This is a genomic window from Paraburkholderia sp. RHO2, from assembly GCF_050955445.1.
In the GTDB taxonomy this organism is placed as follows: domain Bacteria; phylum Actinomycetota; class Actinomycetes; order Mycobacteriales; family Mycobacteriaceae; genus Prescottella; species Prescottella agglutinans_A.
On the sequence record NZ_CP162617.1, the window covers coordinates 1,219,233 to 1,239,066 of the forward strand.

The 19,834-nt window shown below is 67.7% G+C and carries 18 protein-coding genes; 11 read left to right on the plus strand and 7 right to left on the minus strand.

Features of this window, described 5'->3' with window-relative positions; translation table 11 throughout:
- Window positions 1–33: 33 nt before the first annotated feature.
- The 5 genes from ABTV10_RS05610 to ABTV10_RS05630 all read right to left on the minus strand — a co-directional run bounded on the left by ABTV10_RS05610 (window position 34) and on the right by ABTV10_RS05630 (window position 4,483).
- On the minus strand, window positions 34–681 hold the full coding sequence (locus tag ABTV10_RS05610; RefSeq protein WP_499033109.1) for a CoA transferase subunit B: 648 nt from the start codon (window positions 679–681) through the stop codon (window positions 34–36).
- Entirely contained in the window at window positions 678–1,442 is a 765-nt protein-coding gene (locus tag ABTV10_RS05615) for a CoA transferase subunit A (RefSeq protein WP_499033111.1), read from the minus strand. The genes ABTV10_RS05610 and ABTV10_RS05615 overlap by 4 nt, the downstream gene beginning before the upstream one ends.
- A 40-nt stretch (window positions 1,443–1,482) precedes the next feature.
- The gene (locus tag ABTV10_RS05620; RefSeq protein ID WP_499033112.1) at window positions 1,483–2,847 is read right to left on the minus strand and encodes an MFS transporter; all 1,365 of its coding nucleotides are present in this window, start codon (window positions 2,845–2,847) and stop codon (window positions 1,483–1,485) included.
- A gap of 78 nt (window positions 2,848–2,925) precedes the next feature.
- A complete protein-coding gene (locus ABTV10_RS05625; protein ID WP_433610561.1) occupies window positions 2,926–3,309 on the minus strand; it encodes a carboxymuconolactone decarboxylase family protein in 384 nt (127 codons plus the stop codon).
- 103 nt (window positions 3,310–3,412) lie between these two features.
- Window positions 3,413–4,483 carry an AraC family transcriptional regulator gene (locus ABTV10_RS05630; protein WP_499033114.1) on the minus strand — a complete coding sequence of 357 codons (1,071 nt, stop codon included), beginning with the start codon at window positions 4,481–4,483 and terminating at the stop codon, window positions 3,413–3,415.
- Between the two features lie 357 nt (window positions 4,484–4,840).
- Here ABTV10_RS05630 and ABTV10_RS05635 point away from each other — a divergent pair, with 357 nt between their 5' ends.
- The 5 genes from ABTV10_RS05635 to ABTV10_RS05655 all read left to right on the plus strand — a co-directional run bounded on the left by ABTV10_RS05635 (window position 4,841) and on the right by ABTV10_RS05655 (window position 10,188).
- Window positions 4,841–5,818 carry a quinone oxidoreductase family protein gene (locus tag ABTV10_RS05635; protein ID WP_499033116.1) on the plus strand — a complete coding sequence of 326 codons (978 nt, stop codon included), beginning with the start codon at window positions 4,841–4,843 and terminating at the stop codon, window positions 5,816–5,818.
- Window positions 5,819–5,962: 144 nt separating this feature from the next.
- Window positions 5,963–6,811 (plus strand): TauD/TfdA dioxygenase family protein, encoded by an 849-nt coding sequence (locus tag ABTV10_RS05640; protein ID WP_499035140.1) that lies wholly within the window; start codon window positions 5,963–5,965, stop codon window positions 6,809–6,811.
- A 50-nt stretch (window positions 6,812–6,861) separates the two neighbouring features.
- Window positions 6,862–7,917 carry a beta-keto acid cleavage family enzyme gene (locus tag ABTV10_RS05645; RefSeq protein ID WP_499033117.1) on the plus strand — a complete coding sequence of 352 codons (1,056 nt, stop codon included), beginning with the start codon at window positions 6,862–6,864 and terminating at the stop codon, window positions 7,915–7,917.
- 102 nt (window positions 7,918–8,019) lie between these two features.
- Window positions 8,020–8,613: an RBBP9/YdeN family alpha/beta hydrolase gene (locus ABTV10_RS05650; protein WP_499033118.1), complete on the plus strand. Its 594-nt coding sequence runs from the start codon at window positions 8,020–8,022 to the stop codon at window positions 8,611–8,613.
- A gap of 33 nt (window positions 8,614–8,646) precedes the next feature.
- Window positions 8,647–10,188 carry a long-chain-fatty-acid--CoA ligase gene (locus ABTV10_RS05655; RefSeq protein ID WP_499033119.1) on the plus strand — a complete coding sequence of 514 codons (1,542 nt, stop codon included), beginning with the start codon at window positions 8,647–8,649 and terminating at the stop codon, window positions 10,186–10,188.
- Between the two features lie 7 nt (window positions 10,189–10,195).
- Here ABTV10_RS05655 and ABTV10_RS05660 read toward each other — a convergent pair whose 3' ends face one another.
- Window positions 10,196–12,937 (minus strand): cation-translocating P-type ATPase, encoded by a 2,742-nt coding sequence (locus ABTV10_RS05660; protein WP_499033120.1) that lies wholly within the window; start codon window positions 12,935–12,937, stop codon window positions 10,196–10,198.
- A 202-nt stretch (window positions 12,938–13,139) separates the two neighbouring features.
- Between ABTV10_RS05660 and ABTV10_RS05665 the strand changes: the two genes are divergently transcribed.
- Entirely contained in the window at window positions 13,140–14,603 is a 1,464-nt protein-coding gene (locus ABTV10_RS05665) for a glycoside hydrolase family 5 protein (protein WP_499033121.1), read from the plus strand.
- A gap of 52 nt (window positions 14,604–14,655) precedes the next feature.
- Here the strand turns inward: ABTV10_RS05665 and ABTV10_RS05670 are convergent, their stop codons facing one another.
- Window positions 14,656–15,279 (minus strand): TetR/AcrR family transcriptional regulator, encoded by a 624-nt coding sequence (locus ABTV10_RS05670; RefSeq protein ID WP_499033123.1) that lies wholly within the window; start codon window positions 15,277–15,279, stop codon window positions 14,656–14,658.
- Window positions 15,280–15,404: 125 nt separating this feature from the next.
- On the opposite strand from ABTV10_RS05670, the gene ABTV10_RS05675 reads away from it, so the two are divergent.
- The 5 genes from ABTV10_RS05675 to ABTV10_RS05695 are packed head-to-tail and all read left to right on the plus strand — an operon-like array spanning window position 15,405 to window position 19,795.
- A complete protein-coding gene (locus ABTV10_RS05675) occupies window positions 15,405–16,550 on the plus strand; it encodes an acyl-CoA dehydrogenase family protein (protein ID WP_499033124.1) in 1,146 nt (381 codons plus the stop codon).
- A gap of 38 nt (window positions 16,551–16,588) precedes the next feature.
- Window positions 16,589–17,812, plus strand: a complete 1,224-nt coding sequence (locus ABTV10_RS05680; RefSeq protein WP_499033125.1) for an acetyl-CoA C-acetyltransferase — start codon at window positions 16,589–16,591, stop codon at window positions 17,810–17,812.
- Window positions 17,812–18,582 carry an SDR family oxidoreductase gene (locus ABTV10_RS05685; protein ID WP_499033127.1) on the plus strand — a complete coding sequence of 257 codons (771 nt, stop codon included), beginning with the start codon at window positions 17,812–17,814 and terminating at the stop codon, window positions 18,580–18,582. The genes ABTV10_RS05680 and ABTV10_RS05685 overlap by 1 nt, the downstream gene beginning before the upstream one ends.
- Window positions 18,579–19,331 (plus strand): SDR family oxidoreductase, encoded by a 753-nt coding sequence (locus ABTV10_RS05690; RefSeq protein ID WP_499033128.1) that lies wholly within the window; start codon window positions 18,579–18,581, stop codon window positions 19,329–19,331. Before ABTV10_RS05685 ends, ABTV10_RS05690 begins: the two co-directional genes overlap by 4 nt.
- The gene (locus ABTV10_RS05695; RefSeq protein ID WP_499033129.1) at window positions 19,331–19,795 is read left to right on the plus strand and encodes a MaoC family dehydratase; all 465 of its coding nucleotides are present in this window, start codon (window positions 19,331–19,333) and stop codon (window positions 19,793–19,795) included. The genes ABTV10_RS05690 and ABTV10_RS05695 overlap by 1 nt, the downstream gene beginning before the upstream one ends.
- Window positions 19,796–19,834: the final 39 nt, after the last annotated feature.

The following is a 19,834-nucleotide window of genomic DNA, read 5'->3' on the forward strand; positions in this document are numbered from 1 at the left end:
CGGTCGGCCACCCACCCCCGTTTCGCGTCTTCGTCAGTTCAGGGGCGCGTCGGTTGCGGCCCGAACCTGCTCCTCGGTCACGCCGGGAGCGCACTCACGCAGGGCCAGACCGGTATCCGTCACATCGATCACCGCAAGGTCGGTGATGATCCGGTGGACCACGGCGCGCCCGGTGAGCGGCAGCGTGCAGCGTTCGACGATCTTCGAGGCACCCGACTTGTCGGTGTGCTCCATGAGCACGATGACCCGGCGCGCTCCGTGCACCAGGTCCATGGCGCCGCCCATGCCCTTGACCATCTTGCCCGGCACCATCCAGTTGGCCAGGTCCCCGGTGGCGGAGACCTGCATGCCGCCGAGCACCGCGGTGTCGATGTGGCCGCCGCGGATCATCCCGAAACTGGTGGCAGAGTCGAAGAACGACGCACCGGCGTTGACCGTCACCGTCTCCTTGCCGGCGTTGATCAGGTCCGGGTCCACCTCGGCTTCGGTCGGGTAGGGGCCCGTACCGAGGATCCCGTTCTCGCTGTGCAGCGTGACCTCGACGCCCTCGGGCAGGTGGTTCGGAATCAGGGTCGGCAGACCGATTCCGAGATTGACGTACTCGCCGGACACGAGTTCCTGGGCGGCCCGCGCGGCCATCTGCTCGCGCGTCCAGCCGACGGTCTCGACCACCGCGGTCATCGGGTGCCCTCCTTTGCGGCCGAAACGGTCCGCTTCTCGATCTTCTTGTCCTGCTGTCCGATGTGCACGATGCGGTCGACGAAGATGCCCGGCAGATGCACCTGCTCGGGGTCGAGTTCGCCGGCCTCGACGATTACCTCGACTTGGGCGACGCACACCCGACCGGCCATGGCGGCGAGCGGGTTGAAGTTCATCGCGGCCTTGTTGAACACGAGGTTGCCTTCGGTGTCGGCCACCATGGCGTGCACCAGCGAGAAGTCGGCGTTGATCGACTCCTCGAGGACGTATTCGCGTCCGCCGAACTCCCGAATCTCCTTCGGCGGCGACGCGAGCGCCACCGAACCGTCCGCGGCGTAGCGCCACGGCAGGCCACCCTCGGAGATGGGCGTGCCGACCCCGGAGGGCGTGAAGAACGCCGGGATTCCGGCCCCACCCGCGCGCATCTTTTCTGCGAGCGTGCCCTGCGGCGTCAACTCCACCTCGAGTTCACCCGACAGGTACTGGCGCGCGAACTCCTTGTTCTCCCCGACGTACGACGCCGTGACCCGGCGAATGCGCCTGTCCTCGAGCAGGATTCCCAGGCCGTGGCCGTCGGTGCCGCAGTTGTTCGAGAAGACCTCGAAGTCGGTTGCCGTGCCGGCGGCGAGCGCGGCAATCAGAACGTCGGGGATACCGCACAGTCCGAATCCGCCGACGGCCAGGGACGCCCCGGAGGGGATGTCGGCGACAGCGTCGGCCGCCGATGCGTAGATCTTGCTCATGAGTACCTTTCCGTCTCCGACTGTCTCGGCCGTCGCTGGGTCAGGCGGACGCGGTGCTCTGCGACGCGAGTTTGCGCATTCCCGCCGGGTAGACGCGCTTGCCGACGAGCAGCGCGACGATGGCAGCGACGTAGAAGAGCGGCGCGAGCTGGAGGGACTCGAGAAGTCCCAGTCGATCGGCGAGGATGCCGATGACGAAGGGGCCCAACGCCAATCCGAGAACATTGTTGGCGATGGTGAGTGTACCCAGTGCCGACGAGCGGACCGACTCGTGGGTGAGGCTGGCGACCATGGCGGCCGTCGGGCCCGAGCAGCCCGCCGAGAAGAATGCACCGATTCCGAGCAGGATCAACTGAGGAGCGCCGGTGCCCATACGGAATGCGACACCGAGGGCGACGAGCGAGATCGTGCAGAACACGACGGCGGTCAACCACTTGCGCGCCGGGTTGGTACGGCTCACGCGGTCGGTGACGATGCCGCACACGACCATTCCCGTGCCGACCAACAGGACGATGATCGCGGCGGCCCCGGCCGCCTTGTCGAGCGCCATGCCGTAGTACCGGTTGAAGAAGCTGGGCATCCACGACAGCAGGACGGCCGCGGTGAACATCTGGAAGCCGCCGGCGAGGTAAGCGCACCACACCGCAGGGTTCGTGAACAGGGTGGACACGCGGACGCGGATCACCGGGGCGGACGCGGCGGAGCGGTCGGACGGGGCGACGGGTTCGTCGTGCACGGCGTACTTTGCGAGCCGGGCCTCGGTGACGACGACCCAGAAGATTGCGACGAGGATGAGTCCGAGCACAGCCATCGCGATGAACGACCACCGCCAGCCGAGGTTCACGGCGATGACGCCGCCGAGCGAGACACCGACAACGGAGCCGAAGGATCCACCGGCCATGAACAGGCCGCTCAACGACGAGTGCATTCGCGAGGAGAACACGCTCAGGACCACCGCGATGCCGACGCTGCCGTACGCGGCCTCGCCGACGCCCACGAAGAACCGCGCCGCCAGCATCTGCTCGTAATTGGACGCGATCGCGCAGCCCAGAGTCGCGATGCTCCACACCACAGCCATGATGACCAGGCTTCGGACCCGGCCCCACCGGTCGGCGAGCAGCGACAGGGGGAAGGTCAGCAAGCCGACCATCAGGGCGACCACACTCGTCAGCGAGGCGAGCTGCGAATCGGACAGCGCCCAATCGGCCTTGAGCATCGGGAAGACCGCGCTGAGCACCTGTCGGGACATGTAGTCCGACAGCAGCAGTGCGAAGGCGAGAGCGGCGACGATCCACGGATAGATCCGGCGCCGAGGGCGGCCGGCGATCGGGGCGGCGGCCTGCTCGGTGTGGTCGAGCTCGATGGTTCCGACCAGGTCTTCGGTCGGCGTGGGGGACAGTCCCATGGTGGCTCCTGGAGGCGGATGGGCTGGTGGAGAGCGCGGCGATCGAGGGGAGGGGATCGATGTCGCGATGGGGGTGATTTAGGTGCGGGCCTCGAAGGCGGTCAGCTCTTCCTCGAGGATCGGGACGCCGAGGTTGCAGGCGTGGATCCCGAGGACGCTGACCATCTGAAGCACCGTGAGGATCTGCTCACGCGTGACGCCGAGCTCGAGGGCGGCGCGGATGTGCCGTCGGACGCCGGGTGCGTACATGTGGGTGGCGGCGGCGTCGATCGCGATGCTGAGCAACTCGACGAACTCGGGCGGAAACACTCCGCGCCGAATCGGTGTCGCGTTCATCGCCATGAACTGCTCGGTCCATTCCGGATCCCACTCGAAAAGGGTGTCCCACAGCGGATTCCAGTTACCGGCGCGCTGCATGCTGTCGATCGTGGGGGTGGGAGTCGGCTCGGGGCTCGTGGTCATGGCAGCGCTCATTTCAACGGACGTCGGATACGGATGTGGTGCGTGCTACTGCGCGCAGGAGAACGTGGCGCACATCACGTTATATGGACTCCGTTCACGATAGTTACCCCTCCGGGACGTCATTCTGTGCATTTTGGGACACTCGTGCCCCGTAGGCACCCGTGAAGACGCCGGATGCCGCCTGTTTGCGCCACTCGCGTGGGCTGACGCCGAACTGCTGGCTGAACCAGCGGGAGAAGCTGCTCGGTGTCGAGAACGCGAGCATCTCGGAGATCTCGGTGAACGAATAGCGGCTGCCACCGACCATCCGGTTGGCCAGCTCTGTCCGGGTGGTGTCGAGCACGGAGGTGAACGTCTGGCCCGATTTCGCGAGGTGGCGATGGACGGTGCGACGGTCGACGCCGAGACTGCGGGCCACCTGGTCGATGGAGCACCGCCCGGTGGGCAGAAGCAGCTCGACCAGTTCGCGGACGCGTCCCTCGAGCGTGGGCTCCTCGGGCGTCGTGATCGTGTCGAGGAACTGCTTGGCATACGAGCGCAATCCCGGATCGGACAGACGGTTCGGTTCGTTCAGATCGTTTGTGTAGGTGACGATCCCGCTGAAGTCGTTGTCGAAGGTGAGAGGTGCGCCGAACATCCGGCGATGCGTCGAGTCGTCGGCTGGTCGGCCGTGCTCGAAGCAGACGGACACGGGGTGCCACCGGTCGCCGAGCAGGTTGCGGAGCAGCTGGTAGACCACGGTCACTGCGAGTTCGATCGACTGGCGAACGGGCATCGGTTCGCCGGGTTCGAAGCTGACCTGGATCGCGGACAGTCCGTCTCGCTCGGTCATACGGATGTGCAGGGCCTCGTTGTACATGTGCTGGTACCGGATCAGCATCTGGAAGGCACTGCGGGCGTTCGGTTCCTCGCGGATGCTGACGCTGAGTGGGCCGAGCGTGGACAGTCGGCGGTGTTCGGCGAGCTTGAGGGCGAAGTCGGGGCGTCCGGATACGGCCGACGAGAGTTCGAGCAGGCGCGCCACGGACGCGGCGGGGATCCATCGATCCTGGAGGTCCAGGCTCGAAGGGTCGAGTCCGACGGTCCTCAGTAGCTGTACCGGATCGATTGCCAGCATGCGGCTGACCTCGATGTATCCGGTCAGCGAGGCGTATCGCGCGAGGGGCTTGGCCACTCGTATCACCCTCCTCGGGCTGGTGGTGCTGTCCCGCAAGGGTAAGTGTGTGCCCGGGCACATCGAAACCGGGGTGTGGGGGCGGACATATCTCGTGGGTCACACCGTTGTCCCGAAATGGACAGAAATATGTCCCTTGAGGGTATGTGTGGTGCGCCACAGGCCGATAGTGTCGTGTCAGCTGAGTCACACGGGAATCGTCCCGGCGATTCACGTGCCGAACCAGGTCGGGGCGAGCGTGCAGACGCCGGCTCGACGAGGCTCGGATGCGAAAGAGGTTGCTGCCCGGAATGTTCCGGCAACCGCGCATATGGGGCGGCCTGCCCGGGGCCGAATCATGATCAAGGAGAGAGAGCTATGGCAAAGGCGATTCGCTTCTACGAGACCGGTGGCCCGGAGGTCCTGAAGTGGGAGTCCGTGGAGGTCGGTGAGCCCGGCCCGGGCGAGGTGCGGATCCGTCACGAGGCCGTCGGGTTGAACTTCGCCGACACCTACTTCCGTACCGGCATGTACCCGGCCCCGCTGCCTGCGGGTATGGGCGTCGAGGCTGCGGGTGTCGTCGAGGCGGTCGGCCCCGGGGTGGAGGGTTTCAAGGAAGGTGACCGGGTCACCTACACCGGCAGCCCGCTCGGCGCGTACAGCACCGAGCGCATCATGCCCGCCGAGCACCTGATCGCGCTGCCCGAGGGCATCGAGTTCGAGACCGCGGCCGCGATGACGATGCGCGGACTCACCACGTCCTACCTGCTGCGCCGGATCTACCCCTCGCTGAAGGCGGGTGACACGGTGCTGCTGCACGCTGCCGCCGGCGGTGTCGGCCTGATCTTCTGCCAGTGGGCAAAGCTGCTGGGAGTCAACGTCATCGGCACCGTATCGACGGACGAGAAGGCCGAGGTCGCCCGCGCTCACGGTTGCGGAGAGGTGATCGTCTACAAGCGTGAGAACGTCGCGGAGCGGGTCCGTGAGCTCACCGACGGGGTGGGTGTGCCGGTCGTGTACGACAGCATCGGTGAGTCGACCTTCCAGTCGTCGATCGACTCGTTGGCGCGCCGGGGCCTGCTCGTGGCGTTCGGGACGGCGTCCGGCCCGATTCCGCCGATCAACGCCATGGAACTCGCGGTCAAGGGTTCGCTGTTCGTGACCCGTCCGGCGCTCGCCGACTACATCGCCGATCCGGCCGAGCGTGCCGAGCTCGCCGGCGAGTTGTTCGGCCACGTCGCCGCCGGCCGCATCAAGATCGAGATCAACCAGCACTACGCGCTCGAGGAAGCCGAGAAGGCTCACCGGGACCTGGAGTCGGGTATCAGCATCGGCTCGTCGGTGTTCTCGTTCTGATCCGAATCATCCATCTGCGCAACGTCGTTCGGTGCCGACGCAACGAGTGACGAGGCTGCGGCTTCACTACTTTCCCAGTTTGTACAGGAGAGCGTCATGACCACTGTCGAAATTGCTCCCGTCCGCCGGACGACCGTCTCGCCGATGGATGCCCGTCCCCTCACCTGCAGCATCGGTGCCGAACTTCACGGTGTCGATCTCGCGGACGTATCGCGTGACGACGACCTCTTCGCCGAGCTGAAGTCGCTGCTGCTGAAGCACAAGGTGCTGTTCTTCCGTGATCAGGGCATGAGCCGGGCCGAGCACGTCGCGTTGGCGGAGCGTTTCGGCTCGCTCGAGGACCATCCGGTGGTCGGCAGTGATCCCGAGCATCCCGGTCTTGTCCGGATCTACAAGGATCTCGACAGCCCGCGCGAGGCGTTCGAGAACGCGTACCACACCGACGCGACGTGGCGGGTGAACCCTCCGATGGGGTGCGTGCTCCGCTGCGTCGAGGGCCCGGCCGTCGGCGGCGACACCATCTGGGTGAACATGGCGCTGGCATACGAGCGGCTGCCCGAGCGCGTCAAGGAGCAGATCCAGGGTCTGCGTGCCCGCCACAGCATCGAGGCGTCCTTCGGTGCGCGCCTGCCGATCGAGAAGCGTCTCGAACTCAAGGAGCGGTTCCCGGACGCAGAGCACCCGGTGGTCCGCACGCACCCCGAGACCGGCGAGAAGATCCTGTTCGTCAACAGCTTCACGACGCACCTCACGAACTACCACACCGAGGAGAACGTCCGGTGCGGCATCGACTACGCCCCGGGCGCCGGTGAGCTGCTGCGGTACCTGCAGACCCAGGCAACGATCCCGGAATACCAGGTGCGCTGGCGCTGGACGAAGAACAGCGTCGCGATCTGGGACAACCGGTCGACCCAGCACTACGCGGTCCAGGACTACTGGCCCGCGGTTCGAAAGATGGAGCGCGCCGGCATCGTCGGCGACCGCCCCTTCTGAATTCCGCTGCTCTTCCACATTTCACTGCTATCCAGAAACGGAGCTACACAATGCATTTCCACGACGATGCACTCTACCCTGAGAACCAGGACAAGCTGGTCATCACCGTCGCGCCGTACGGCCCGGAGTGGGCGGTGGAGGACTTCCCGGAGGATCTGCCGCTGACGATGGACGAGCACGTCCAGCAGGCGGTGGACTGCTTCGAGGCGGGCGCGACGGTGCTGCACATCCACGTCCGTGAGGAGGACGGCAAGGGCTCCAAGCGGCTGTCGAAGTTCAACGAGCTCCTCGGCCGGCTGCGTGAGGCGGTGCCGGAGATGATCCTGCAGGTCGGCGGGTCGATCTCGTTCGCGCCGGAAGGTGACGGCGCGGACGCGAAGTGGTTGCCGGACAACGTGCGTCACATGCTCGCCGAGCTGGATCCGAAGCCGGACCAGGTCACGATCGCGATCAACACCAGCCAGATGAACATCATGGAGCTGATGACGCCGGGCGACATCAAGGGCACGTCGCTGGAGAACGCCGAGCTCGCGCACACCTACCGTGAGATGACGGTGCCGGCCGGCCCGGAGTGGGTCGAGGAGCACCTGCGCCGGTTGCAGGCCGCCGGGATTCAGCCGCACTTCCAGCTGTCGAGCATTCCGCAGCTCGAGACGGTGGAGCGGTTGATCCGTCGGGGTGTGTACACCGGTCCGCTGAACCTGACGTGGGTGGCGATCGGTGGTGGCTTCGACGGCCCGAACCCGTACAACATGATGCAGTTCATCAACCGGGTTCCGGACGGTGCCTGCCTGACCCTCGAGACGCTGATGCGCAGCGTGTTGCCGGTCAACACGATGGCGATCGCGATGGGTCTGCACCCGCGTTGCGGTAACGAGGACAACCTGTGGGCGCCGAGCGGCGAGGTGAAGATCACCTCGGCCGAGCAGGTCCGTCAGCTGGTCCGGGTCGCCAAGGAGCTCGGCCGTGAGGTCGCCACGGCGAAGGAGGCCCGCGACATCTACAAGATCGGCACCACCTACAAGGATGCCGACGAGACCCTCGCCCAGCTCGGGTACGCCCCGAACCGTCGCCCCGGCCAGGTCGGCTTCACCCAGCACGCCTGACCCGCTGTCACCCGTCTGCGACAGCACCCTTCGGCGGAGCGGGGATACCTACAGGTGTCCCCGCTCCGTCCGACCGTCTCGAGATCTTTTGGAGGAAATGCCTTGAGCAGCGCCGCTTCCCCGACCGTCGTGATCGTTCCCGGACTGCGTGACCACGTCGAGGACCACTGGCAGACCCTGTTGGCCGCCGGCCTGGACAAGGTCCGCATCGTCCCGCCGCTCGAGCACGACAAGCTCAGCCTCGACGCCCGTGTGGCCGCGCTCGACGCCGTCCTGGCCGACATCGACGGCCCGGTCGTCCTCGTCGCGCACAGCGCCGGCGTGATGATCACGGTGCACTGGGCCGCCCGCCACGACCGCCCGGTCGCGGGCGCGATCCTGGCCACCCCGCCGGACTTCTCCACGCCGCTGCCCGCCGGCTACCCGACGCGTCCGGACCTGGACGCGAACGGGTGGAACCCGGTCCCGCGCAGCCCGTTGCCGTTCCCGAGTATCGTCGCCGCGAGCACCAACGACCCGCTGGCCGACTTCGCCGTCGTCGTCGATCTTGCCCGCGACTGGGGCAGCCGCCTCGTCGACCTCGGCGAGGTCGGACACCTCAACCCGGCCTCCGGCTACGGCGAATGGCCCCGCGCCACCGAGCTCCTCGACGAGCTGTTCACCACGATCGGCGCCGCGGCCGCGCCGAGCCACTGACCTTCACGACCGCTGCCCGAGAGAGACGCCCCGATGCTCAATCTGTCCATGTTCCTGGAAGACTCGGCCCGTAAGTACCCGAGCCGCGACGCGCTGGTGCTGGGAGACGACCGGTTCACCTACGCGGAGACCGACGGTCTCGCGAACCAGATCGCCAACCTCCTCGTCGCGTCCGGGATCGAGCCCGGTGACCGGGTCGCGGTCTCGTGCCCCAACCTGCCGTGGTTCCCGATCGTCTACTACGGGATCCTCAAGGCGGGTGCCGTGGTCGTTCCGCTGAACATTCTGCTGAAGGGGCGCGAGATCGCGTACCACCTGCAGGACTGCGGCGCCAAGGCGTACTTCTGCTTCGAGGGTGGACCGGACCTGCCGATCGGTGAGTACGGGCGGGACGGCTTCCGCGAGGTGTCGTCGTGCCGGTCGATGTTCGTGATCGGTGCGGACAGCGAGTACGGCGAAGGGATCGAAGCGCTTTCGGCGGTGCTCCCCGCCCAGCCCGCCACCTTCGAGTCCGTCGTGCGTGAGGCGACGGATACGGCCGTCATCCTGTACACGAGTGGCACCACCGGCCAGCCGAAGGGCGCCGAGCTCAGCCAGTCGAACATGGTGATGAACGCGCTCGCCGCCAACCGACTGTTCGACAGCACACCAAGCCGGCCGGACACCCATCTGCTGACGCTGCCGCTGTTCCATTCGTTCGGGCAGACGATCAACATGAACGCCGGGTTCTCGATGGGCGCGACACTGGTGCTGCTGCCGCGCTTCGAGGCCGCCGCGGCGCTGGAGATCATGGAGCGCGAGTCGATCACGATGTTCGCGGGCGTGCCGACGATGTACTGGGGTCTGCTCGGGGCGGTCGACGACTCCGTCGATGTCAGCCGGATCGCCGCGAATCTCCGCAAGGCCATCTCGGGCGGCGCTGCCCTGCCCGTCGAGATCCTGGAGCGCTTCGCGAAGCGCTTCGGGGTGCAGATCCTCGAGGGCTACGGGCTGTCCGAGACGTCGCCGGTCGCGCTGTTCAGCGATCCCGAGCAGGATCCCCGCGCCGGTTCGATCGGCGTTCCGCTGTGGGGCGTGGAGGTCCGCCTCGTCGACCAGAACTGGAACACCGTCGATGGCGCGGACATGGTGGGCGAGATCGCGATCCGCGGCCACAACGTGATGAAGGGCTACTACGGCCGTCCCGAGGCCACCGCCGAAGTGGTGCGGGGCGGGTGGTTCCGCACGGGCGATCTCGCGCGCCGGGACGCCGACGGCTTCTACTACATCGTCGACCGGGCGAAGGACATGATCGTGCGGGGCGGGTTCAACGTCTACCCGCGCGAGATCGAAGAGGTCCTCATGACGCACGAGGCGGTCTCGCTGGCCGCGGTGATCGGCGTTCCGCACGAGAGCCACGGCGAGGAAGTGCGGGCGTACGTCATTCCCGAGCCCGGCTCCGACGTCTCCGGCGACGAGTTGGTCTCGTGGTCGAAGGAGCGGATGGCGAGCTACAAGTACCCGCGCGAGGTCCGGATCGTCGAGCAGCTGCCGATGACGGCCACCGGAAAGATCCTCAAGCGCGAACTCGCCTGAGACGCAACTAGGTCCGGGCGCGATCGGGTACGACGACGTCGGCGGCGGGACGGGGTATCGGGACCCCGGACCGGCGTCGGCGTCGTAGCGCTTTCTCCGCCTCGATGACGACCGGAACGATCAGCGACCAGCCGATGCACGCGAGCCACTGCCCTCCGGTCAGCGATGTGGTCATGAGCAGGTCCTGGAGCACGCCGGCCTCGACCGCGAACACGGTGATGACGGCGGCGATCGACAGGATCCGGATGGCACTGAGAACCGGCGGTGCGAGCCCGGATTCCGGATCGCGCCGCATCACCAGACCGCCGAGGATCGAAGCGAACGACAGCACCACGAACGTCATCGTCATCGGCACGTTCGGTGCGGTGGTGCTCAGGTCCCCAGGGGCGGTGAGCATTGCTGCGAGTGCGACCGCGAACTGGAGCACGCCGTAGGCCAGCCATTGCCCGATGGACCTGGGATTGGCGATCGGCACCTTCGGGTCACGCGGAGGCTTGCCCATCAGATTCGGTGGCGCCGGGTCGACCATGATGACGGCCACCGGGAACAGCGTGATGAAGAAGTGCTGGAACAACACCATCAACGGTGTGAGTGCCACCCCGTCGTTGATGTCGAAGACACTCGCGACGAGGAACAGCAGTACCAGGGAGAACAGCTTCGCCATCTGGTAGCGGATGTACGACACGATCTTCTCGTAGATGCTGCGACCCAACTGGATTGCCGTGATCAGGGTTCCGAAGTTGTCGTCGGTGAGGATCATCCGCCCGGCCTGCTTGGTGACCTCGCTACCGGATCCCATGGCGACACCGATGTCGGCCTTCTTCAGCGCCGCGGCGTCGTTGACGGCGTCCCCCGTCATCGCCACGATCGCGCCGCCGCGCTGCATGACGTCGGCCAGCCGGAGCTTGTCCTGTGGGGTGACGCGACCGAACACGTGCAGGTGGGGGAGCGCCGCGCCCAGTTCCGTGTCGGTCATCGCCTGGAGTTCGGCGCCGCCGATCGCACCTGGCCCGAGTCCCAGTTCGGCGCCGATCGCCGAGGCAGTGATCGCGTGGTCGCCGGTGATCATGCGGACCTCGATCCCGGCCTCGTGGGCGATGCGGACGGATTCCACGGCCTCCGGTCGGAGGGGGTCGATGATGCCGACCATCCCGACGAACGTCAGGTTCTCGACGAACGACATGGGGTCGCGTCCCACGGCGTCCTCTTCTCCGCTGTCGAGTGGCCGTGCGGCGAACGCCAGTACGCGCAAGCCCTTCTCCGACATGTCGCGGTTGGCGGCCACCAGCTCGTCGCGCACCTCGTCGATCGGCACCCGGCTTCCGTCCGGGCGGAACGCCGTCGCGCACCGGTCCAGAACGACGTCGGGCCCACCCTTGACCACTTCCAGGAAGGTGGTGGTTCCGTCGACCGGGAGGTGATGGAACGTCGCCATGAATTTGTACGCGGAGTCGAACGGCACCTCGGCCACGCGGGGATACGTCCGCCGGGTGAGCGGTGCGTCGACGCCCATCTTGGCCGCGAGCACCACCAGAGCCGCCTCGGTCGGGTCACCGACGACCTCGCCGCTGTCGGACACAACGGCGTCGCTGTCGAGGCAGAGTCCGTACGCGAGCAGGGTGAAGTCCGGGACCGGTTCGCCCGCAACGTGGGTGATCGCCCCGGTCTTGCCGTACCCCACGCCGTCGACGGTGAACCACCGGCCGCGGAAGTAGAGTGACCGCACCGTCATCTGGTTCATCGTGAGGGTGCCGGTCTTGTCGGAATTGATCGCGCTGGTCGCCCCGAGCGTCTCGACGTCGGTGAGGTTCTTGACGACGGCCTTCGCCTCGGCCAGTTGCCGCGCCCCGTAGGCGAGCATCGCCTGGACGAAGGTCGGTAGGCCGGTCGGGATCGCGGACACTCCCATCGAGATGCCCAGCAACAGGAGCGTCGTGACGTCCTGTCCGCGAATCACGCCGATCACCACGATGATCGCCACCGCGGTCCACGCGATGACGCCGAGCACCTTGGTGAGCGAGTCCAGTTCGCGCTGGAGGGGCGACTTGCTCGGTGCGACGGCCGACAGCATCGTGGCGATCCGCCCCATCTCGGTGTGCATGCCGGTCTCTGTGACCACGACCGTGGCGGTGCCGCGCGTGACCGAGGTGTTCTGGAAGACCATGTTGCTGCGGTCGCCGAGCGGAGCGTCGGCGGTGTCCAGTGTTCCGGCGTCCTTCGCGATCGGCGTGCTCTCTCCGGTCAGCGCCGCTTCCTGGGTTTCCAGGGTCGTCGACGCGATCAATCGGCCGTCCGCCGGGACGATGTCGCCGGCCTCGAGTGCGACGATGTCGCCGGGCACGAGGTCGGTCGCGTCGAGTGCGACGACCGCGCCGTCCCGCAACACCCGGGCCTGCGGGGTCTGCATCTTCGCGAGGGCATCGACACTGGCGCGGGCCTTCAATTCCTGTCGCGTGCCGAGCACGACGTTGAGCACGACCAGTACTGCGACCACGATCGCCGTCGGTATCTCCGAGATGACCAGGCTGACGACGACGACGGCCACGAGCATGAGGTTCATCGGATCCCGCAACTGCCGCAGTGCGATGGCCCACGCGGACGGGCCGGGCGCGGACGCGATCACATTGGGGCCGTAGCGGGCCTGGCGGACCGTGGCCTCGTCGCTCGTCAGCCCGGTCCGTGTGTCGGTGCCCAGTTCGGTCACCACGGCGGTGGCGTCGTGGATGTACCAGGTCTCGGCGGTGGTCATGGCGTTCCCAGCGAGCGGGTCCGAGTTCCGTCCACGGGTCCTCCTTCGCGCCGCAGGGCGCGATCAATGGCGCCGCGAGTCCGGGCGCCGGGTCGAGAGCCGACGGTTTCGCTGCGATCCAAAGTAGCGAATCGCACCATGAAGCGGGCGAATTCGAGCTAGGCTCGCGCGGAAGTTGGACGCTTGTACAGGAAGGCACCCCTTGCGCGCGCTGCTGTTGACTGCCCTGACGGTACTGACCCTGCAGGCCGCCGTTCCCGCGGCCGAGGCAGCCCCGGCCGAGGAAGGCTGGACGCTGCCGCAGCTGACCGTGGTCGACGGCACCATCAAGGATGTCGACGGACGGACGGTGCTGCTGCGCGGCGCCAACGTCAATGGGCTCAACGACTACGCGTCCAACGGGACCGGACTACCGACGGTTGCGCCGCTGGACCGGACGGACTTCGAAAGCATGGCGACGCTCGGCTTCAACGTGGTGCGGCTGAACGTCGCGTGGTCGGCACTCGAACCGACCCCGGGTGCTTTCGACGCCGCGTACGTCGACCGGATCCGCCAGGCTGTTCGGGACGCGAAGGACAACGGCATCTACACCGTCCTCGACATGCACCAGGACGCGTGGGGGCCGTACGTGGGAACTCCGGATGGCCAGGACTGCCCGCCGCTCCTGCAGCGAGGCATCGGGTGGGACGGGGCTCCCCAGTGGGCGACGATCACCGACGGGTGGACGACGTGCAACATCGGCGGTCAGCGGGAGGCATCGCCCGCGGTGGCCCGGGCGTTCCAGGCGTTCTACGACGACGAACAGGGCGTGCAGGGCCACCTGGTGCAGACGTGGGCGCGGCTGGCCGCAGAGTTCAAGAACGAACCCGCGGTGGTGGGCTACGACCTGCTCAACGAACCGAATCCCGGTCTGCGTGACCCGTTCACCGCGGCCGACCAGATCGGGCGCTTCTATCAGCGCGCGATCACGGCCATCCGGCAGGCCGAGACGGGTGGCTTCCAGCACCTGGTGATCTTCGAGCCCAGCGCGCTCTGGTCGGCATTCGGATTCGATGCGCTGCCGCCGCGGCACTATCTCGCCGATCCGCTCGTCGTGTTCTCGCCGCACCTCTACAGTCAGTCCATCAACGTCAGCAATGAAATCCCGTCGATCGAGGACGGGTTCCGGATCGCCGCGCAGGCGGCGGACTGGTACGGCGCACCGCTGTGGACCGGCGAGTGGGGCTGGTTCGGTGAGCCGGACGAGCAGGCCGGGGACGTCGGCCGGTTCGTCGATGCGATGAACACCCACCGGATCGGGGGTACGTGGTGGTCGTGGACCCAGGCGTGCGGCGACCCGCACGCGGTGAACGGCGGCACCACCGCCGAGCCGCAGGGCAACCTCAATCGCATCGACTGCCCGTCGGGTGAAGAGCAGGGGCGCGTCGACGGATTCGCGGAGCAACTCGCCCGCGCCTACCCGCGGGCGGTGCCGGGGGCCCTCACCGAGGTGACGGCGAAGGGCTTCACCGGGACTGGGACCGGGCGCGTCGAGGCGTGGTACCCGGGCGCCGAGCAGCCGCGACTCGAGACCGCGAACCTCGCCGACGTCGAATTGACCCGCGTCGACGGCGGTTGGCGCCTGACCGCCCACGCGGACGGTGCGTACTCCGCAGCGCTCTCCTGAGCGATCGCTCATGCCCTGAGCGATCGCTCAGGACACGAGGGAGGTCATCCCGTCAATCGGTCGCCTTGACCATTCGCTCGGCCAGGGCGGCGAACGACGTCCCGACCGCCTCGGGGGTGTGCAGTTCCCGGGACGGGTACCAGCGAACCGTGTCGATGCAGAGCGACAGGACGGCCAACGTCGTGGCGTCGATGTCGGCCACGGCGAACTCGCCGGCCCGCGTCCCCTCGGAGATGATGTCCCGCACCGTGGCCACGATGTCGTGGCGCAGCTGGACGACCTGGGCGTGATTGTCTTCGTCCAGGGCCGCCAGTTCGTACTGCACCACCCGCCCCGCCGTGTGGTTCTCGGCGTGCCAGTGCGCGAAGGCATAAACCGTTGCACGCAGGCGTTTCGTGGGTGATCCGGCGGTCTCGGCGCCTGCGCGGATCGCGCTGAGCGCCGAGACGTGTCCGGTGAGGCTGAGCCGGGCCAGCACCTCCTGCTTGGACCGGAAGTGGATGTACATCGCGGCCGGGCTCATGCCGGCCCCCGCGGCGATCTCCCGGGTGCTCGTGCCGTGATAGCCCTTCGCGGCGAACGCGTCGCGTGCCGCGTCCAGTAGGCGTTGCTCCGCTTCTCCCGTCGGGCGATCCGTTTCCGTCGCCCCGTTTCGCGCCCCTGTTCGCGATGACATGTGCTCCGACCCTTCGCCGCATCCGTCGACCCGATGTCGACGCGCTCGCGTTGACATTCTCACACCGTACCCGCACACTAAGCGAACGCTTAGCCGGACGAGGTTGAGTCGGAAAGGGTGTTGAAGTGAAGAGAGCAGTTTTCACCGACGATCACGAGCAGTTCCGCGCGTCGGTCCGCGATTTCCTGGCACGTGACGTGGTTCCGAACGTCGAGGAACACGCCGAGAATCGGCTGATCCCGCGCGAGGTGTGGCACGAGGCCGGCAAGCAGGGGATCCTCGGACTCGAGATCCCCGAGGTGTACGGCGGCGGCGAGGCCGGGGACTACCGGTTCAACGCAGTTGCGACCGAGGAACTCGCTGCGGTGAACGCGGCCTTGGTCTCCGCGTTCGGTATCCACTTCGACATCACGACGCCGTACGTCGTCGACCTCGCCTCCGAGAACCAGAAGCAGCAGTGGTTGCCCCGCATGGCCGCCGGTGAGGCGGTCGCCGCGATCGGCATGACCGAGCCGTCCGGCGGCTCGGACCTGGCGAACCTCAAGTCCACTGCTGTCCGGGACGGCTCCGACTGGATCCTCAACGGCGCCAAGACCTTCATCACGAACGGCTACACGGCCGACGTCGTGGTCGTGGCTGCGCGCACCGACCCGGAGAAGCGTTCGAAGGGCATCAGCCTCTTCCTCGTCGACGCGTCGTTGCCCGGTTTCGAGCGAGGCCGCAAGCTCGACAAGGTCGGCCAGCCGGAGTCCGACACCGCCGAGCTGTTCTTCGACGACGTGCGACTGCCCGCCGACGCGCTGCTCGGCGAGCCCGGCATGGGATTCGTGGCGATGATGGAGCGCCTCCCTCAGGAGCGGATCGGTGCGGCGGTTGCCAACATCGCGCACGCCAAGCAGATCCTGCTCGAGACGATCGAGTACGCCAAGGAGCGCAAGGCGTTCGGCAATTCGATCGGGTCGTTCCAGCACAACAAGTTCCTGCTCGCCGAGCTGGTCACCAAGATCGAGGTGGCGGAGGCGTACGTCGACGCCGCCGTCGCCGAGCACGCCGGGGCCGGTCTGAGCGCGGTGGACGCGGCCAAGGCCAAGTGGTGGTCGGCGCAGGTGCAGAACGAGGTGCTCGATCACTGCGTGCAGCTGCACGGCGGCTACGGGTACATGCGCGAATACCGCGTCGCCCGTGCCTGGATGGATGCCCGCGTCACGAAGATCTGGGCCGGTTCCAACGAAATCATGAAGGAAATCATCGGGCGCGATCTCGCGCTGTGATCCGACCCGGCGTCAGCCGGTGGAAAGGAACGCACATCATGACCGAAGCTGTCATTGTTGCAACCGCGCGCTCGCCCATCGGGCGGGCCGGCAAGGGATCGCTGGCGGGTATCCGTCCGGACGATCTTGTGGCACAGATGGTTCGGGCTGCGCTGGACAAGGTTCCTGCCCTCGACCCGAACACGATCGACGACCTGTACCTCGGTGCGTGGGAACACACGGGTGAGCAGAGCGAGAACGTCGCCCGGCGCGTCGCGGTCCAGCTGGGACTGGACGCCGTCCCCGCGGTGACGGTGAACCGGGCCTGTGCGTCGAGCGTGCAGACCACGCGGATGGCGTTCAACGCCATCAAGGCGGGCGACGGCGACGTGTTCGTCTCGGCCGGTGTCGAGTGCGTGTCTCGCTACCCGCAGCAGAACGGGGTGGGCGCCGGTGACGTGAACCTGCAGAATCCGCTCTTCGCGCAGGCGCAGGAGCGTACCGCCCGCCTCGCCGAGACGAACGAGACCTGGAGCGACCCCCGCGAGACGGGTGCGCTGCCGGACGTCTACATCACGATGGGCCAGACGGCGGAGAACGTCGCCACGTACCGCGGCATCAGCCGCGCGGAGCAGGACGAGTTCGCCGCCCGCTCGCAGCAGTTGGCGGAGAAGGCCATCGCCGACGGGTTCTTCGACCGGGAGATCACCCCGGTCACGCTGGCCGACGGCACCGTCGTACGCACCGACGACGGCCCCCGCGCCGGCACCACGGTCGAGAAGCTGTCCGGTCTCCGGACGGTGTTCCGCGAGAACGGCACCGTCACCGCCGGCAACGCGTGCCCCCTCAACGACGGTGCGGCCGCGCTCGTCGTGATGAGCGACCGCAAGGCCGCCGAACTCGGCCTGACGCCGCTCGCCCGCGTGGTGTCGACCGCGGTGAGCGGCCTGTCGCCCGAGATCATGGGCCTCGGCCCGGTCGAGGCGTCGCGTCGTGCGCTCGCGAAGGCGGGCCTGTCGATCGCCGACATCGATCTGGCCGAGATCAACGAGGCGTTCGCGGCGCAGGTGATCCCGTCGTACCGGGACCTCGGCATCGACATCGACAAGCTCAACGTCAACGGCGGCGGCATCGCCCTCGGACATCCGTTCGGTGCGACCGGCGCGCGCATCACGACGACGCTGCTGCACTCGCTGCAGGAGCGGGATCTGCACTTCGGCCTGGAGACCATGTGCATCGGTGGTGGACAGGGTATGGCGATCATCTTCGAGAGGCTGAGCTGATGACGGAAACGGTTGCGACACACGAGCAGAACGCGTCGAACATCTCGTTCGACTTCGCCGGGCAGACGGTCATCGTGACCGGTGGTGGCCGGGGGATCGGGCTCGAGCTGGGACGGTTCTTCCACGAGGCCGGCGCCACCGTGTACCTGGTGGACTTCGACGCCGCCGCACTGGCGGAGGCCGTCGCCGATGTCGGGTGCCGTTCCGCGGTGGCCGATGTGAGCGACAGCGCCTCGGTGCAGGCCGTGGTCGACCAGGCGATCGCCGAGACCGGTCGCATCGACGTCCTGGTCAACAACGCGGGCATCCTGCGCGACCGGGTGCTGTGGAAGCTCACCGACGACGACTACGAGCAGGTCATGGCCGTGCACGCCGGCGGGACGTTCCGATTCACCCGTGCCTGCGTGCCGCACTTCCGTGAGCGCGGGTACGGCCGCGTCGTCAACGTCACCTCCTACACCGGGCTGCGCGGCAACCCGGGCCAGGCGAACTACTCGATGGCCAAGGCGGGCATCATCGGGTTCACGAAGACCGCCGCGAAGGAACTGGCGCGCTTCGGCGTCACCGTCAACGCGATCTCGCCCAACGCCGAGACCCGCATGATCGCGTCGATCCCGGACGACAAGAAGGCCGAACTGGTCGCGCAGGTGCCGATGGGGCGCTTCGCGGACCCGCGCGAGATGGCCGCCGCGGTCGCGTTCCTGGCGTCCGCGAACGCCGGATACATCACCGGCACGGTGCTGCCGGTCGACGGCGGTATCTCGATATGACGGCCCGCTTCGCGGACCGCGTCGCGGTCGTCACCGGGGCGAGCCGGGGGATCGGCCTCGCCGTCGCCCGGCGTCTGATCGACGAGGGCGGCCGGGTCGTCATCACCGCGCGCAAGCAGGAGGCGCTGGACCGGGCCGTCACCGAACTCGGCGGGCCGTCGAAGGCGATCGCCGTGGCCGGGCACGCCGACGACACGGCACACCAGCTCGAGACGTTCGAGCGTGCCGCCGCGGCCTTCGGGCGGGTGGATGTGCTGGTCAACAACACCGGCATCAACCCGGTGGTCGGTCCGGTGCTCGACGCTGATCTGGACGCGGCGCGAAAGATCCTGGGGGTCAACGTTCTCGGCGTGATCGGCTGGACCCGTCAGTTCCGGGAGCAGGCCGGCAGCCGATCCGGTGCCGTCGTCAACATCGCGTCGGTGGCGGGTCTGCGTCCGGCCGCGGACATCGGTGTGTACGGGGTGAGCAAGTCGGCGGTGATCGGGCTGACCGCGCAGCTGGCGAAGGAGAACAGCCCGGCGATCCGGATCAACGCGGTCGCACCGGCCGTGGTGCGGACGCGGTTCGCCGGACCGCTGTTCGAGGGACGGGAGGAGCGAGTGACCGCCGACTACCCGCTCGGGCGTCTCGGCGAGCCCGAGGACATCGCCGCGGCGGTGGCCTTCCTCGCGTCGGACGACGCCGCCTGGATCACCGGGCAGACGCTCGTGGTCGACGGCGGCCTGACCCTGTCCGGAGGTGTGTGATGGCCGTCTTCGCGTCGGTCGACGAGTTGCGGTCCGCGGCCGGTACCGACCTGGGGGCCAGTGACTGGATCACCGTCACACAGGATCGGATCGACACGTTCGCCGAGTGCACGGAGGACCGGCAGTGGATCCACACCGATCCGGTGCGCGCGGCCGACGGCCCGTTCGGCGGGCCGATCGCCCACGGGTATCTCACGCTGTCGTTGCTGTCGCGGTTCATCGAGGACCTCGTCCGAGTCGAGCACGTGGCCGCGGCCGTGAACTACGGGCTCGACAGGGTGCGGTTCCCGGCCCCGGTGCCGGCCGGTGCGCGCGTGCGCGGGCACGGCCGGATCGCGTCCGTCGACGAGATCCCCGGAGGTGTGCAGGTGGGCCTCGACATCACCGTCGAGTGCGAGGGTGCGAGCAAGCCGGTCTGCGTCGCGCGGTCCCTCGCCCGTTTCCTGGCCGAGGCGCCGGAGTAGTACCCAGCGCGCGGGAAGGGCGCCGCCTCGGGCGGCGCT